At 48.5% G+C, this 12,575-nt stretch carries 28 protein-coding genes; all 28 read right to left on the bottom strand.

What is annotated here, in order from left to right:
- Positions 1 to 191 (bottom strand): small ribosomal subunit protein uS11 (locus tag B3W37_RS05595; protein ID WP_483175016.1); only part of this gene is annotated, 191 nt, incomplete at its 3' end.
- Positions 192 to 212: 21 nt separating this feature from the next.
- Positions 213 to 581: a 30S ribosomal protein S13 gene (rpsM, locus tag B3W37_RS05590; protein ID WP_483175015.1), complete on the bottom strand. Its 369-nt coding sequence runs from the start codon at positions 579 to 581 to the stop codon at positions 213 to 215.
- Between the two features lie 20 nt (positions 582 to 601).
- The gene (gene rpmJ / locus B3W37_RS05585) at positions 602 to 715 is read right to left on the bottom strand and encodes a 50S ribosomal protein L36 (RefSeq protein WP_481041545.1); all 114 of its coding nucleotides are present in this window, start codon (positions 713 to 715) and stop codon (positions 602 to 604) included.
- A 27-nt stretch (positions 716 to 742) separates the two neighbouring features.
- Positions 743 to 961: a translation initiation factor IF-1 gene (infA, locus tag B3W37_RS05580; protein WP_481041547.1), complete on the bottom strand. Its 219-nt coding sequence runs from the start codon at positions 959 to 961 to the stop codon at positions 743 to 745.
- Positions 962 to 1,255 carry an RNA-binding protein gene (locus B3W37_RS05575; protein ID WP_483175014.1) on the bottom strand — a complete coding sequence of 98 codons (294 nt, stop codon included), beginning with the start codon at positions 1,253 to 1,255 and terminating at the stop codon, positions 962 to 964. It lies immediately after the preceding gene.
- 98 nt (positions 1,256 to 1,353) lie between these two features.
- Positions 1,354 to 2,001: an adenylate kinase gene (locus B3W37_RS05570; RefSeq protein ID WP_483175013.1), complete on the bottom strand. Its 648-nt coding sequence runs from the start codon at positions 1,999 to 2,001 to the stop codon at positions 1,354 to 1,356.
- A 14-nt stretch (positions 2,002 to 2,015) separates the two neighbouring features.
- Positions 2,016 to 3,281, bottom strand: coding sequence for a preprotein translocase subunit SecY (gene secY / locus B3W37_RS05565; RefSeq protein WP_481041553.1), 1,266 nt, complete (start codon positions 3,279 to 3,281; stop codon positions 2,016 to 2,018).
- Complete coding sequence (rplO, locus tag B3W37_RS05560) at positions 3,281 to 3,721, bottom strand: 50S ribosomal protein L15 (RefSeq protein WP_481041555.1); 441 nt, start codon at positions 3,719 to 3,721, stop codon at positions 3,281 to 3,283. Before rplO ends, secY begins: the two co-directional genes overlap by 1 nt.
- A 17-nt stretch (positions 3,722 to 3,738) precedes the next feature.
- Positions 3,739 to 3,918, bottom strand: a complete 180-nt coding sequence (rpmD, locus tag B3W37_RS05555) for a 50S ribosomal protein L30 (protein ID WP_481043038.1) — start codon at positions 3,916 to 3,918, stop codon at positions 3,739 to 3,741.
- Positions 3,919 to 3,940: 22 nt separating this feature from the next.
- Positions 3,941 to 4,444 (bottom strand): 30S ribosomal protein S5, encoded by a 504-nt coding sequence (gene rpsE, locus B3W37_RS05550; RefSeq protein ID WP_481041557.1) that lies wholly within the window; start codon positions 4,442 to 4,444, stop codon positions 3,941 to 3,943.
- Positions 4,445 to 4,472: 28 nt separating this feature from the next.
- The gene (gene rplR, locus B3W37_RS05545) at positions 4,473 to 4,838 is read right to left on the bottom strand and encodes a 50S ribosomal protein L18 (protein ID WP_481041559.1); all 366 of its coding nucleotides are present in this window, start codon (positions 4,836 to 4,838) and stop codon (positions 4,473 to 4,475) included.
- 21 nt (positions 4,839 to 4,859) lie between these two features.
- Positions 4,860 to 5,399 (bottom strand): 50S ribosomal protein L6, encoded by a 540-nt coding sequence (gene rplF, locus B3W37_RS05540; RefSeq protein ID WP_483175010.1) that lies wholly within the window; start codon positions 5,397 to 5,399, stop codon positions 4,860 to 4,862.
- 18 nt (positions 5,400 to 5,417) lie between these two features.
- Complete coding sequence (gene rpsH / locus B3W37_RS05535; RefSeq protein WP_481041563.1) at positions 5,418 to 5,816, bottom strand: 30S ribosomal protein S8; 399 nt, start codon at positions 5,814 to 5,816, stop codon at positions 5,418 to 5,420.
- Between the two features lie 25 nt (positions 5,817 to 5,841).
- Positions 5,842 to 6,027: a type Z 30S ribosomal protein S14 gene (locus B3W37_RS05530; RefSeq protein ID WP_481041565.1), complete on the bottom strand. Its 186-nt coding sequence runs from the start codon at positions 6,025 to 6,027 to the stop codon at positions 5,842 to 5,844.
- A 15-nt stretch (positions 6,028 to 6,042) separates the two neighbouring features.
- Entirely contained in the window at positions 6,043 to 6,579 is a 537-nt protein-coding gene (rplE, locus tag B3W37_RS05525) for a 50S ribosomal protein L5 (protein WP_481041567.1), read from the bottom strand.
- A gap of 29 nt (positions 6,580 to 6,608) precedes the next feature.
- Positions 6,609 to 6,917 (bottom strand): 50S ribosomal protein L24, encoded by a 309-nt coding sequence (gene rplX / locus B3W37_RS05520; protein ID WP_481041569.1) that lies wholly within the window; start codon positions 6,915 to 6,917, stop codon positions 6,609 to 6,611.
- A gap of 19 nt (positions 6,918 to 6,936) precedes the next feature.
- Positions 6,937 to 7,305, bottom strand: a complete 369-nt coding sequence (gene rplN / locus B3W37_RS05515; RefSeq protein ID WP_481041571.1) for a 50S ribosomal protein L14 — start codon at positions 7,303 to 7,305, stop codon at positions 6,937 to 6,939.
- A 29-nt stretch (positions 7,306 to 7,334) separates the two neighbouring features.
- Positions 7,335 to 7,604, bottom strand: a complete 270-nt coding sequence (gene rpsQ, locus B3W37_RS05510) for a 30S ribosomal protein S17 (protein WP_481041573.1) — start codon at positions 7,602 to 7,604, stop codon at positions 7,335 to 7,337.
- 14 nt (positions 7,605 to 7,618) lie between these two features.
- Entirely contained in the window at positions 7,619 to 7,822 is a 204-nt protein-coding gene (rpmC, locus tag B3W37_RS05505; RefSeq protein ID WP_481041575.1) for a 50S ribosomal protein L29, read from the bottom strand.
- Positions 7,812 to 8,246, bottom strand: coding sequence for a 50S ribosomal protein L16 (gene rplP, locus B3W37_RS05500; protein WP_481041577.1), 435 nt, complete (start codon positions 8,244 to 8,246; stop codon positions 7,812 to 7,814). Before rplP ends, rpmC begins: the two co-directional genes overlap by 11 nt.
- Positions 8,246 to 8,920 (bottom strand): 30S ribosomal protein S3, encoded by a 675-nt coding sequence (rpsC, locus tag B3W37_RS05495; RefSeq protein WP_481041579.1) that lies wholly within the window; start codon positions 8,918 to 8,920, stop codon positions 8,246 to 8,248. Before rpsC ends, rplP begins: the two co-directional genes overlap by 1 nt.
- Positions 8,920 to 9,261 (bottom strand): 50S ribosomal protein L22, encoded by a 342-nt coding sequence (gene rplV / locus B3W37_RS05490; protein WP_481041581.1) that lies wholly within the window; start codon positions 9,259 to 9,261, stop codon positions 8,920 to 8,922. Before rplV ends, rpsC begins: the two co-directional genes overlap by 1 nt.
- Before the next feature lie 18 nt (positions 9,262 to 9,279).
- Positions 9,280 to 9,564, bottom strand: a complete 285-nt coding sequence (rpsS, locus tag B3W37_RS05485; RefSeq protein ID WP_481041583.1) for a 30S ribosomal protein S19 — start codon at positions 9,562 to 9,564, stop codon at positions 9,280 to 9,282.
- A 13-nt stretch (positions 9,565 to 9,577) separates the two neighbouring features.
- On the bottom strand, positions 9,578 to 10,402 hold the full coding sequence (gene rplB, locus B3W37_RS05480) for a 50S ribosomal protein L2 (protein ID WP_481041585.1): 825 nt from the start codon (positions 10,400 to 10,402) through the stop codon (positions 9,578 to 9,580).
- A 35-nt stretch (positions 10,403 to 10,437) separates the two neighbouring features.
- Entirely contained in the window at positions 10,438 to 10,725 is a 288-nt protein-coding gene (gene rplW / locus B3W37_RS05475; protein WP_481041587.1) for a 50S ribosomal protein L23, read from the bottom strand.
- A gap of 1 nt (position 10,726) precedes the next feature.
- A complete protein-coding gene (gene rplD, locus B3W37_RS05470) occupies positions 10,727 to 11,350 on the bottom strand; it encodes a 50S ribosomal protein L4 (RefSeq protein ID WP_481041589.1) in 624 nt (207 codons plus the stop codon).
- 24 nt (positions 11,351 to 11,374) lie between these two features.
- Positions 11,375 to 12,001, bottom strand: coding sequence for a 50S ribosomal protein L3 (gene rplC, locus B3W37_RS05465; protein WP_481043040.1), 627 nt, complete (start codon positions 11,999 to 12,001; stop codon positions 11,375 to 11,377).
- A gap of 141 nt (positions 12,002 to 12,142) precedes the next feature.
- A complete protein-coding gene (rpsJ, locus tag B3W37_RS05460; RefSeq protein WP_481041591.1) occupies positions 12,143 to 12,454 on the bottom strand; it encodes a 30S ribosomal protein S10 in 312 nt (103 codons plus the stop codon).
- Positions 12,455 to 12,575 lie beyond the last annotated feature (121 nt).

Raw genomic sequence — 12,575 nt, 5'->3', positions numbered from 1 at the left:
GCTGCAAAAGGCGTGCTTTTGCGGGACCCCTTGAAACCTACCGTGCCGGCGCTGGACCAGGAAATGGCGTTGCCGTGCCGGTCGGTGATGGAAATGATTGTATTGTTAAAGGTTGACTTGATGTGAGCGATGCCATGCTCGATGTTTTTCTTCTCACGCCGTTTAACCCTGGTGGTTGTTCTTCTGGCCAATTATGAATCCCCCTTTTCCAACTATTTCTTCCTGCCCCCCGCAGTGCGCTTAGGCCCTTTGCGGGTGCGTGCATTTGTCTTGGTATTCTGACCTCTGACCGGAAGGCCGCGCCGATGACGTATGCCCCGGTAACAACCCAGATCCATCAACCTCTTGATGTCCATGCTGACCTGGCGCCTTAAGTCGCCTTCCACTGTATAGCTTTTCTCGATGATCTCCCTCAGCTTGGAAACTTCTTCCTCGGTTAAATCTTTCACCCTGGTATCAGGATTTATACCTGCCAGGGTCAGGATCTGCCTGGAGGAAGGCCTGCCGATACCAAAAATATATGTTAGCGACACTTCCACTCTCTTGTCCCGCGGTAAGTCCACACCAGCTATTCTTGCCAAATTTTTTCACCTCCGATTATTTAACCTTGAACCTGTTTATGCTTGGGGTTTTCACAAATCACCATGACCCGCCCCTTGCGTTTGATGATCTTGCATTTCTCGCACATGGGCTTGACTGACGGTTTAACCTTCAAGATGTCTACCTCCTCGTTTGGCTGTGCCTACTTGAAACGATAAGTGATTCTGCCGCGGTTCAAATCATAAGGGGAGAGCTCAACCATCACCCTGTCCCCCGGTAATATTCTGATAAAATTCATTCTCATCTTACCCGAAATATGGGCGAGGACCTTATGGCCATTTTCCAGTTCCACTCTGAACATGGCATTAGGCAATGGTTCAATCACTTTGCCCTCGATCTCGATTACATCCTCCTTAGCCATTTACCAGACCTCCTTCCCATCCGATACCCCAGTTGTGCCAATATTTTTCAGGTATTTGCGCAGGATATGGTTTCCCGGTGTCTCGCCGCTTTTAATGATTGCAACGATTTCATCCGCCTTAACACCAGTAAACTGAATATGTTTGATATTCTTGACCTTGGGATTTTCTATTTTCCGCAAGCTCCCGTCCGCCACGGTTACAAAACGGTCGTTGATCACTCCGACAATAATAAACATTCTGCCTTGATCCCGGCCTGTTTTAGAATAAACCACTTTACCCAGGATGTCTTCCATAAATAGCCGTCCACCCCCGTTTGATCGGAATGGTTCCGTGCTTGCCAGCAGCTGACCTGCCTGGGTTCCGCTCTCATTGCCAACCATTTGCGGATCCTCTATAGACCGGCCAATACTGCTTGGATATCGGCAAATACCTGCAGAGTATCACGGTCACCATCTATGCTATGCAAAACCCCGTGCGCTTCATAGTAATCCAGCAACGGGCTGGTTTGCTGCTGATAAACCTTGAGCCGGTTGCGGGCGGTTTCCTCCTGGTCATCACTGCGTTGTATAAGCTCTCCGCCGCATTTATCGCAAACACCGGCCTTAACTGGAGGATTGAAAACTATATGGTACAACGATTTACATTGAGAACAGCTGACCCGACCTGTAGTGCGCTGAATCAAGACCTCATCGGGAACAAATATGTTGATAGCGGCTTCAATCTTGCTGTTCAACCTGGACAGGACCTTATCAAGAGCCTGGGCCTGCACCGTAGTTCTCGGAAAACCGTCCAGCAGAAAACCTTCCTTACAATCCGGCTGAGCCAGGCGCTCTTCCACGATGCCGATAGTCACCTCATCCGGGACCAATTGGCCCTTATCCATAAAAGATTTGGCTTTTAACCCCAATTCGGTACCCTCTTGCACAGCTTCCCGGAACATATCTCCAGTAGATATATGCGGAACCGGATAAGAGGCTTTGATAAGATCGGCCTGAGTTCCTTTTCCAGCCCCGGGAGGTCCCATTAAAATTAAATTCATATCCAGCCGCCTCCCTATTTTACAAAACCTTCATAACTGCGCAGCAACAGGTTGGATTCAACTTGTTTCATGGTATCCAGAGCCACACCAACCATAATTAAAAGTGATGTACCGCCGAATGCCAGGCTGGTCACATGTGTGGCATAAACAATAAAGTTGGGCAGGACTGCGATTAGAGCCAGGAATACACCGCCTGCCAGTGTCAAGCGGGTCAAAACCCTGTCGATATATTCCGCAGTCGGCCTGCCTGGTCTGATGCCGGGTACAAAACCGCCATATTTCTTGATATTTTCAGCCACGTCTGCGGGATTGAAAATAATCGAGATATAGAAAAAGGTAAAAAATACAATCAGCAAGGCATATATCAGGTTGTAAAGCGCACTGCCCTGATGAAAGTGATTGTTCAAAAAGGCATTGAATCCTGAAGCTGGATCCATCCATGACCCGATCGTTGCCGGGAACATCAATAGTGATAAGGCAAAAATGATCGGGATAACGCCAGCGGTATTTACCTTCAAGGGCAGGAACGTGCTTTGGCCGCCATAGAGTTTTCGTCCTACCACTCTTTTGGCATATTGCACCGGCAGCCTTCTCTGCCCTTCATTAACCGCGATAATGGCCACTATAATGGCTAAAGCCAGGACTATAAACAATAAGATGTTGAAAAAACCGATGATCCCGCCGGCTAATTCCTGCCCAACCCCGGATATCTGGCTGGGAATACGTGAGACGATCCCTGCAAAAATTAACAACGAGATGCCGTTTCCAATGCCTTTTTCGGTAATCATTTCACCTATCCACATCAGCAAGGCGGTGCCGGCAGTCAAACATATAGCGATAAACAGGTACATAAAGAAGTTATTGTTTTCAACTGCACCATTGCGGCCCAGGGCTACTGCCATACCCATGGCTTGAATAAAGGCCAAAACCACAGTACCGTATCTGGTATACTGGGCAATTACCTTGCGTCCCTCTTCGCCTTCTTTTTGCAGACGCTCCAGTTTGGGAATGACTACGGTAAGGAGCGACATGATGATGGACGCGTTGATGTAGGGGGTGATGCTCATAGCAAATATACTGAAGCGCTTAAATGCTCCCCCGGAAATGATGTCAAAGAAATTGAACAATTGCCCGCTCAAGAACTTTTGTACTGCATCCGCGTCAATGCCGGGCACCGGTATATGCGCCCCTAATCTGAAAACCAGAAACATGAAAAGGGTAAAGAGCAGCTTTTGCCTCAGGTCTCCTACTTTAACTGCTTTTTGTAATGACCCTAGCATTAGATCACCTCGACTCTACCACCCAGGGCGGTGACTTTTTCTGCTGCCTGCTTGCTCACTTTGTGAACCTTGAGGACCAGCTTGCGCTCCAGAACGCCATCGCCCAATACCTTGACGCCATCATTTATGCTCTTGATAATACCGTTCTCCTTGAGAAGCTCCGGTGTTACCTCAGTGCCATCGCTAAAAACGTTTAAATCTTTAACGTTGACAATCGCATAACGAGTTCCAAATATATTGGTAAATCCCCGTTTGGGAATCCGCCTCTGCAACGGCATCTGTCCACCCTCGAAGCCAGGCCTGACCCCTCCGCCGGACCGAGCTTTTTGCCCTTTATGGCCCTTGGTGGAAGTCTTCCCATGACCGGAGCCTATTCCTCGGCCAATCCGTTTGGTTCGTTTATTGGCGCCGGATGGAGATTTCAATTCATGTAGTTTCACTTTAAAACCTCCCTGTTCTATTCGTTTACTTCTTCTACTGACACCAGGTGCTGTACTTTGTTGATCTGGCCGCGTATTTCAGGGCTATCCTGTTTTATAACACTCTGATTCAGCTTTCTCAAGCCCAGACTTTTAACGGTTAGTCTCTGGGTTTCAGGGCATCCAATGAAGCTTTTAGTCCAGGTAATCTTAATCATATTAGCCACAAGTATTTCCTCCCTAACCCGTAATCTCATCTACGGTCTTGCCGCGCTGACGGGCTACTGCTTCGGCCTTCTTAAGGCTCCTCAGCCCTTCCATAGTGGCATGAACCATGTTATTGGAGTTGGAAGAACCCAACGACTTGGTAAGTATATCTTTGATACCCGCGGCTTCCAAAACCGCACGCACCGGTCCGCCGGCGATGACCCCGGTTCCGGCCGAAGCTGGTTTCAGCAAGACCTGACCAGCCCCAAATCTGCCCAGTATCTGATGGGGTATGGTGCGTTCATCGATCAAAGGTATCTCGATCATATTTTTCTTGGCGTTTTCAATCGCTTTGCGGATTGCTTCAGGCACTTCGGTCGCTTTACCTTTGCCGGTGCCTACCTTGCCAAGACCATCTCCAACCACTACCAGGGCACTGAAACTAAACCTGCGGCCGCCCTTGACAACCTTGGCGACCCGCCTGATATTGACAACCTTTTCTATCAGTTCAGGAGCGGCTTGTTCTCTTTCGTTCATCCTTTCCCTCCTAGCTTGATTGCTGATCCTAAAACTCTAAACCGCCTTCTCTGGCAGCATCAGCCAGGGCGGCAACTCCGCCGTGGTATTTGTAGCCATTGCGGTCGAACACTACTGTGGTAATGCCTTTTTCCCGGGCTTTGCGGGCGATAGCAGCCCCTACCTCTTTAGCAGCTTCTTGATTGGTACGAGATGCCAAATCCCTGAGATCAGGTTCCAGGGTGGAAGCTGATACCATGGTGACTCCCTTGCTGTCATCAATGATCTGAGCATAGATGTGGCTTAAGCTTTTATAAACACATAAACGGGGAGCTGCGCTGGTACCGGATATTTTCAGGCGAATACGCTTATGTTTCTTGTCCCTGAGGCTTTTCTTGCTGGATTTTTTAAACAACCATTATCACTCCCTTCCAGGTTACCTGGATCCAGACTTACCGGCTTTGCGCCTGATAACTTCATTTTCATATTTAATGCCTTTGCCTTTGTAAGGCTCAGGTTTTCTGATGGCACGAATATGAGCAGCGGTGTTACCAACTAATTGCTTATCAATACCCTTTACGGTAATCCTGGTTACAGCCGGCACTTCAAACTCGATGCCTTGGGGAGGATCAACCTCTACCGGGTGGGAGAAGCCGATGTTGATAACCAGCTTTTTGCCCTGCAGCTGCGCCCTGTACCCGACCCCGACCAGCTCTAATTTCCGTTCAAAACCCGCGCTTACCCCCTGTACCATATTGGCTACCAGAGCGCGAGTCAGTCCATGAAAGGCGCGGTTTTGCTTGCTGTCATTGGGTCTTTCTACCAGCAGATTGTTGCCCTCCTGGCTGATCGTAATCTGCCCAGGGATATGCTGGCTCAAGGTGCCTTTGGGGCCAGTGACGTTAACTTTTCCTGCCTCTATTTCAACACTTACCCCTGCGGGTATTTCAATAGGTTTTTTGCCGATTCTAGACATTGCTCACCCCTCCTTTGGCTACCAGATATAGCATAGTACTTCCCCGCCGATTCCGATCTTGCGAGCTTTTTTATCACTCATCAGTCCCTGCGAAGTGGATATGACTGCAGTTCCCAATCCTCCCAGAACCTTGGGGATCTCATCCCTTTTCACATATACCCTCAGTCCGGGTTTGCTTATCCTTTTAATGCCTGTAATAACCTTTTCTTTGTTAGGACCGTATTTCAGGTAAATCCTGATGACTCCCTGTTTAGCGTCCTTAATGTATTCATAATCCCTGATGTACCCTTCTTCCTTCATAATAGCGGCTATGGCCAGCTTTATCCTGGAAGAGGGAATCTCAACGGTTTCATGCATGACCATATTGCCATTTCGAATCCTGGTCAGGAAATCGGCTACTGGATCAGTCATGACCATATTAAATACCTCCTTATATTACAACTTACCAGCTCGCCTTAGTAACCCCTGGCAGTTCACCTTTGTGTGCGAGTTCACGGAAACAGATGCGGCACATTCCGAATTTGCGCATATAAGCCCGCGGCCTTCCACAGATCTTACACCTGTTATAAGAACGAACCTCGTATTTCTGATTACGCTGTTGCTTGGCAATAAGAGCCTTCTTAGCCATTAGTCCCTAACCTCCTTATCTGAAAGGCATACCCATACTTCTCAATAGTTCTCTGGCTTCCTCATCATTGTTGGCGGTGGTTACGATCACCACTTCCATTCCTCTGATCTTGTCGATTTTGTCATACTCGATTTCTGGAAAAATGGTCTGCTCCTTAATCCCCAGAGAGTAGTTGCCCCGACCGTCGAAGGCCTGCGGAGATACCCCGCGGAAGTCTCTTACCCGGGGCAGGGCCAGATTAATCAATCGATCCAGGAACTCATACATGCGCTCCCCGCGTAAGGTAACTTTACAGCCAATTGCCATACCTTCACGCAGTTTGAAGCCGGCAATGGATTTTTTAGCCCGGGTAATGACCGGTTTCTGTCCGCTTATGATGGTGAGGTCACTTACCGCTCCATCCAGGGCTTTGGGGTTTTGCACGGCTTCCCCGGCGCCGATATTCAAGATGACCCGATCAACTTTAGGAACCTGCATGACATTTTTGTATTGATATTTTTCCATTAACTTAGGAACGATTTCTTGTTTATATTGTTCATATAACCTAGCCATCTATAGCTAGCCTCCCTTCCTGGAGAATCTTAGTCCAGAATTTCTCCGCATTTTTTGCATTTTCTCGCTCTCTCTGTCTCCAGAACGGCTTTGCCGACACGAGTAGGCTTATTGCATTTGCCACATATCAGCATCACATTGGAGGCATTCAAGGGGGCCTCAATATTGATAATCCCGCCTTGCGGCATGGTGCGACTGGGCTTCTGATGCTTTTTGACCTTGTTTATACCTTCAACTACGACTTTATTATTCTTGGGTAATACCCTGATGACTTTCCCCTTTTTGCCAGCATCTTTTCCAGTCACCACCAGGACATTGTCGCCCTTTTTAATTTTCATACTTTTTACACCTCCATCTTTACAGGACTTCCGGGGCCAGAGATACGATCTTCATAAAGTTCCTATCGCGCAGTTCCCTGGCTACGGGCCCAAAAATACGGGTGCCTTTAGGATTGTTATTATCATCTATAATCACAGCGGCATTTTCTGAGAAAGCGATATAGGAGCCATCTGGCCGTCTGATTTCCTTTTTGGTGCGTACCACCACCGCTTTAACCACATCGCCTTTCTTGACCACACCGCCGGGAGATGCCTCCTTGACCGAGGCCATGATGATATCGCCAACCGTGGCATATTTCCGGGTTGATCCGCCCAACACCTTAATGCACAGTACCTTTTTGGCGCCGGTGTTGTCGCCCACCTGCAGCATCGTTTCTTGTTGAATCACGGTGTAACCTCCCTTTCGACCTTAAGACCCTATTGTAAGGTCTCGGCCCGGTGAATGATTTCTATTAATTTCCATCTTTTATCCTTGCTCAGGGGCCGGGTTTCCATGATTTTTACCACATCGCCAGTTTTGGCAGTATTGTCTTCATCATGGGCTTTATATTTCTTGCTGGTTTTGATGGTCTTTTTATACAGTGGATGCTGTTTGACAGTCTCCACGCGGACAGTGATGGTTTTATTCATCTTGTCACTGCTGACCGTCCCCACCTTGACTTTTCTGTTATGCTGGTTGTCAGTCACCCTTTGACCTCCTTTTACCTATTGCCTTTGGCCAGTTCCCGCTGCCTCAAAATAGTTTTGCACCTGGCGATGTTCTTTTTAACATCATTGATCCTCATAGGGTTATCCAGCTGTCCGGTGGCAAGTTGGAACCTTAAATTAAACAACTCATCCTTATGGTCCGAAACCTTCTGTCTTAATTCCTCGTCGGTTAGTTCTCTGATTTTGCTAGTTTTCACTAACCTCACCACCCATTTCTTCTCTTTTTACGAACCTGCACTTGATGGGAAGCTTGTGGGATGCCAAGCGCATCGCTTCCCTGGCAACTTCTTCACTAACACCTGACAGTTCGAACATGATGCGGCCTGGTTTTACTACGGCTACCCAATGCTCCGGGGAGCCTTTGCCTTTACCCATGCGGGTCTCAGCCGGTTTTACGGTCAGAGGCCGGTCGGGGAATATCTTGATCCACAGTTTCCCGCCTCTTCTGACATAACGGTTGATGGCAATACGGGCTGCTTCAATCTGCCGGTTGGTAATCCAGGCTGGTTCCAAAGCCTGCAACGCGAAATCACCGTAGGTGACTTCATGGCCTTTGTTGGCTTTGCCTTTCAGGCTGGGACGGTGCTGTTTTCTATACTTCACTCTTTTTGGGGTTAGCATTATCTTTCGGCCTCCTCCACTCTAGCCTGTTTGGGCCGCTGTTTAGCCTCAGGCATAATCTCTCCCCGGTTCAGCCATACTTTGATGCCGATCTTGCCATAAGTGGTATTGGCTTCAGCAAAGCCGTAATCAACATCGGCCCTCAATGTATGCAGGGGCACTTTGCCTTCAGAATACCATTCGGTGCGCGCTATTTCGGCTCCGCCTAAGCGTCCGGCAATAGCGATCTTGATGCCAACGGCATTGGCTCTCATAGTACGGCCTACGGTTTGCTTCATGGCTCTGCGGAAAGAAATCCTCTTTTCCAGTTGCTGAGCGACGTTTTCGGCTACAATCTGCGCATCCAGCTCGGGGCGCTTGATTTCCTGGATATTTATATTGACATTCTTTTTGGTCATCTTTATTAATTCGGCTTTTAAATTCTCGACTTCTTGCCCGCCGCGGCCGATGATGATACCCGGTTTGGCGGTGTGGATGGTAACCCTTACACGATTGCCGGTCCTCTGAATCTCCACCTTGGAAACTCCGGCAGTATAAAATCTTTCCTTGATGTAATTGCGGATTTTATAGTCTTCATGGAGCAGTTCGGTATAATCGCGGTCAGCAAACCAGTTGGAATCCCAATCGCGAATAATGCCGATTCTAAATCCTTTAGGATGTACCTTTTGACCCACTATTTAACCTCCCTTTCCTTTAAAACCACCGTAACATGGCTGGTTCTATGGCGTCTTACATCGGCTCTGCCATAGGCCCTGGGCTGCATTCTCTTCATGGTGGGCCCTTCATCTACAAATATGGCGGATACGTACAAATCGTCGGAATCCATGTCGTAGTTATGCTCCGCGTTGGCCACGGCGGACTTCAATACTTTATTGATCAAGGGAGCGGATCTTTTATTGGCGTACTTTAATATCCCGACCGCTTCTTTTACATTTTTACCCCTCACCAGATCAGCGACCTGACGCGCCTTAAAAGGAGATATTCTTAAATAACGTGCAATAGCTTTTGCTTCCATATCTAATCTGCCTCCTTTCTACCTGGATCGGCTCGTTTTTTCAGATTTGCCGGCATGGCCCCGGTAGGTTCTGGTAGGTGCGAATTCGCCCAGTTTCATGCCAACCATATCTTCGGTAATATATATCGGAACGTGTCTCCGGCCATCATGCACCGCCAGGGTATGCCCTATCATCTGCGGGAATATGGTGGAGCGCCGCGACCAGGTTTTGATAACGGTCTTTTTACTGGATTCGTTCATTTGTTCAACCTTAGCTAAAAGCTTCTCTTCGCAATAAGGTCCTTTTTTGAGTGACCTAGCCATCTAAAGACCTCCTTTATTTCCTCTTCTTGACGATCATCTTGTCAGAAGGTTTTTTCTTGCGGGTCTTGCCGCCGATAGCGATCTTGCCCCACGGAGACACCGGGTACTTCCGTCCGATGGGGGCCCGGCCTTCACCGCCGCCATGAGGGTGATCCACCGGGTTCATGACCGAGCCTCTAACGGTCGGCCTTATGCCCATCCACCTGGAGCGGCCGGCTTTGCCGATAGTCATGTTCTCGTGTTCCAGGTTGCCAATCTGACCTATGGTAGCGCGGCAGTTGACATGTATCAAACGGACTTCTCCGGAAGGCAGACGCACATGGGCGTAAGCGCCTTCTTTGGCCATGAGCTGGGCTACAGTCCCTGCGGAACGGACCAACTGGCCGCCTTTGCCGGGCCGCAGCTCGATATTATGGATCAATGAGCCTACCGGGATGTCCTTTAAGGCCATGGCATTCCCGACTTTGATATCGGATCCGCTGCCGGATACGATGGTGTCCCCCACTTTCAGATTCTGGGGTGCGATGATATAAGCTTTGCTGCCATCCTTATAATGTAGCAAAGCGATGTTTGCCGAACGATTGGGGTCATATTCGATGGCCGCCACTTTAGCTGGAACCTGATCCTTGTTCCGCTTGAAATCGATGATGCGGTATAAGCGTTTATGTCCGCCGCCCCGGTGCCTGACAGTCAAACGCCCTTTGGCATTGCGCCCGCCAGTGCTTTTCAGGGGAACGGTAAGGCTTTTTTCGGGTTCGGTTTTGGTGATTTCCTCGAAGGTCATCACTGTCATTTGTCTTCTACTGGGTGTGGTAGGCCTGAATTTCTTTATGCCCATTTAGTGTCCCTCCTTGCAACGTCATTGGCGATGGCTTACATGCCTTCAAACAGCTTGATCTTCTGGCCGGGTTTCAATATCACTATGGCCTTCTTACGATCCGGGGTGTAACCGGTGCTGCGCCCCTGCCGTTTCGGTTTGCCTTTCACGATCATGGTGTAAACCTTATCGACTCTGACATTGAAAATGTTCTCAATGGCGTTCTTGATCTCAGTCTTATTGGCTCTTTTGTCGACGATGAAAGTATATTTATTGTCAGCCAGCAGTCCCATCGATTTCTCGGTGACGATCGGCTTGATGATTATATCCCGGTAATCTCTCATCTTACGCAAATACCTCCTCTACCCTGGCAACGGCATCCTTGGTGATGAGCAGGACATCGTAATTCATCAGGTCGTAAACATTCATGTAATCCACCGGCAGCGGTTTAACTCCCGGGATGTTGCGGGCGGACTTGATCACGTTCTGATCCACATCAGCTACGACCACCAGGGCTTTTTTATCTATCTGCAGGGATTCCAGGGTTTGAAGCATGGCTTTGGTCTTGGGAAGATCGAATTTTAAATCATCTAAAACGATCAGGTTGTTGTCCAAAACCTTGCTGCTCAATGCTGACTTCATAGCCAGCCTTCTTACCTTGCGGGGCAGGGTATAGGAATAATCACGCGGTTTAGGGCCAAAGGTGACCCCGCCGGTTCTCCATACTGGATTGCGGCTGCTTCCCACCCGGGCGCGCCCGGTCCCTTTTTGTCTCCACGGCTTTTTGCCTCCCCCACGAACCTCGGCCCGTGTCTTGGTAGAAGCAGTGCCGACCCGACGGTTGTTTAATTGCATTTTTATAAATTGATGCAGAACCGCTTGATTGGGAGTAATGCCGAATATCTGGTCGTTTAATTCAAGCTCTCCGATTTGGGCCCCGCTCATATTATAAATGGCTACTTTAGGCACTTATTTACCCTCCTTTGTCGGCGCTTATGCCTTGACTGAATTCTTTATGGTGACAAGACCTCTTTTGGGCCCAGGGATTGATCCCTTAATTAAAATCAGGTTTCTTTCCGGATAGACTTTTACTACCTTCAGGCCTTGGACGGTTACTCTTGACCCGCCTAACCTACCGGGCAACTTTCTTCCTTTAAAAACACGTGCCGGCCCTTTGGCTGCCAGTGAACCGGGACGCCGGTGGTATTTTGATCCGTGTCCCATGGATCCCCGCGCGAAATTGTGGCGTTTCACTCCTCCGGCAAAGCCTTTCCCCTTGGAGATCCCCACCACGTCAACCAATTCGCCGCTTTCGAACACATCCGCCTGAATATCCTGACCAACCTCGTATTGGTCTACATTGTCAACGCGAAACTCCCGGATAAACCGCAAAGGTTTCGCATTAGCTTTCTTAAAATGCCCTTTAATGGGCTTATTGGCCAGTTTTTCTTTCAGGTTGTAAAAACCTACCTGAATAGCGTTATAACCATCGATATTTTCGTTTTTCTTCTGTAATACCGTACAGGGCCCGGCTTCCACCACAGTGACAGGCACCGCTTTGCCGGCTTCATCAAAAATCTGGGCCATGCCGATTTTTACGCCAAGTATTGCTTTATTCAGATTTCCAGCCATTTTTTTACCTCCTTGTCGGTCAATTCTCAGTGATAGGTTGGAAGTGGTTTCCAACTTCACTTCTCTTAGCTGGCTGACTGCCTCCCTAACCTGTTTAGTCCACTGGTTTTGCAAGCAGCCGGGGAAGTTTTATAATTTGATTTCAATGTCCACCCCTGAAGGCAGATCCAAATGCATCAGAGCATCAATTGTTTTGGGATTAGGATCCAGTATATCGATAAGGCGCTTGTGAGTCCTCATTTCAAACTGTTCCCGGGAATCCTTGTTCACATGAGGCGATCTCAAAATGGTATAAATACTCTTCTCGGTTGGCAGGGGAATAGGTCCGGACACATTAGATCCATTCTTCTTGGCAGTATCCACAATCTTCTGTGAGGACTGATCAAGCAGTTTGTGATCAAATGCCTTTAGTCTAATCCTTACTTTCTGTTGGCCATTCACGCTTGTTAAACCTCCTTAGCTGGCTTCACTTGTACACGTATCCGGGTGTCTAGTTGGGAAGGATAATAACCTTCCCAACCGAAACTCGCTGTTTTCTAAATTTAGCTGTTAATGGAAGTGA

Source organism: Syntrophomonas sp. UBA5494, from assembly GCF_002426325.1.
This window is presented reverse-complemented; position numbering and strand designations above follow the sequence as displayed.

Coding starts and splice junctions, on each gene's coding strand:
- rplE (WP_481041567.1), bottom strand. CDS start 6,579: ATGGCTAGGTTATATGAACAATATAAACAAGAAATCGTTCCTAAGTTA.
- rpsH (WP_481041563.1), bottom strand. CDS start 5,816: ATGGTCATGACTGATCCAGTAGCCGATTTCCTGACCAGGATTCGAAAT.
- B3W37_RS05575 (WP_483175014.1), bottom strand. CDS start 1,255: ATGGAAGACATCCTGGGTAAAGTGGTTTATTCTAAAACAGGCCGGGAT.
- secY (WP_481041553.1), bottom strand. CDS start 3,281: ATGCTAGGGTCATTACAAAAAGCAGTTAAAGTAGGAGACCTGAGGCAA.
- rplF (WP_483175010.1), bottom strand. CDS start 5,399: ATGTCTAGAATCGGCAAAAAACCTATTGAAATACCCGCAGGGGTAAGT.
- rpmD (WP_481043038.1), bottom strand. CDS start 3,918: ATGATTAAGATTACCTGGACTAAAAGCTTCATTGGATGCCCTGAAACC.
- rplW (WP_481041587.1), bottom strand. CDS start 10,725: ATGAGAGATTACCGGGATATAATCATCAAGCCGATCGTCACCGAGAAA.
- B3W37_RS05530 (WP_481041565.1), bottom strand. CDS start 6,027: ATGGCTAAGAAGGCTCTTATTGCCAAGCAACAGCGTAATCAGAAATAC.
- rpsE (WP_481041557.1), bottom strand. CDS start 4,444: ATGAACGAAAGAGAACAAGCCGCTCCTGAACTGATAGAAAAGGTTGTC.
- B3W37_RS05570 (WP_483175013.1), bottom strand. CDS start 2,001: ATGAATTTAATTTTAATGGGACCTCCCGGGGCTGGAAAAGGAACTCAG.
- infA (WP_481041547.1), bottom strand. CDS start 961: ATGGCTAAGGAGGATGTAATCGAGATCGAGGGCAAAGTGATTGAACCA.
- rplB (WP_481041585.1), bottom strand. CDS start 10,402: ATGGGCATAAAGAAATTCAGGCCTACCACACCCAGTAGAAGACAAATG.
- rpsS (WP_481041583.1), bottom strand. CDS start 9,564: ATGGCTAGGTCACTCAAAAAAGGACCTTATTGCGAAGAGAAGCTTTTA.
- rplV (WP_481041581.1), bottom strand. CDS start 9,261: ATGGAAGCAAAAGCTATTGCACGTTATTTAAGAATATCTCCTTTTAAG.
- rplX (WP_481041569.1), bottom strand. CDS start 6,917: ATGAAAATTAAAAAGGGCGACAATGTCCTGGTGGTGACTGGAAAAGAT.
- rplP (WP_481041577.1), bottom strand. CDS start 8,246: ATGCTAACCCCAAAAAGAGTGAAGTATAGAAAACAGCACCGTCCCAGC.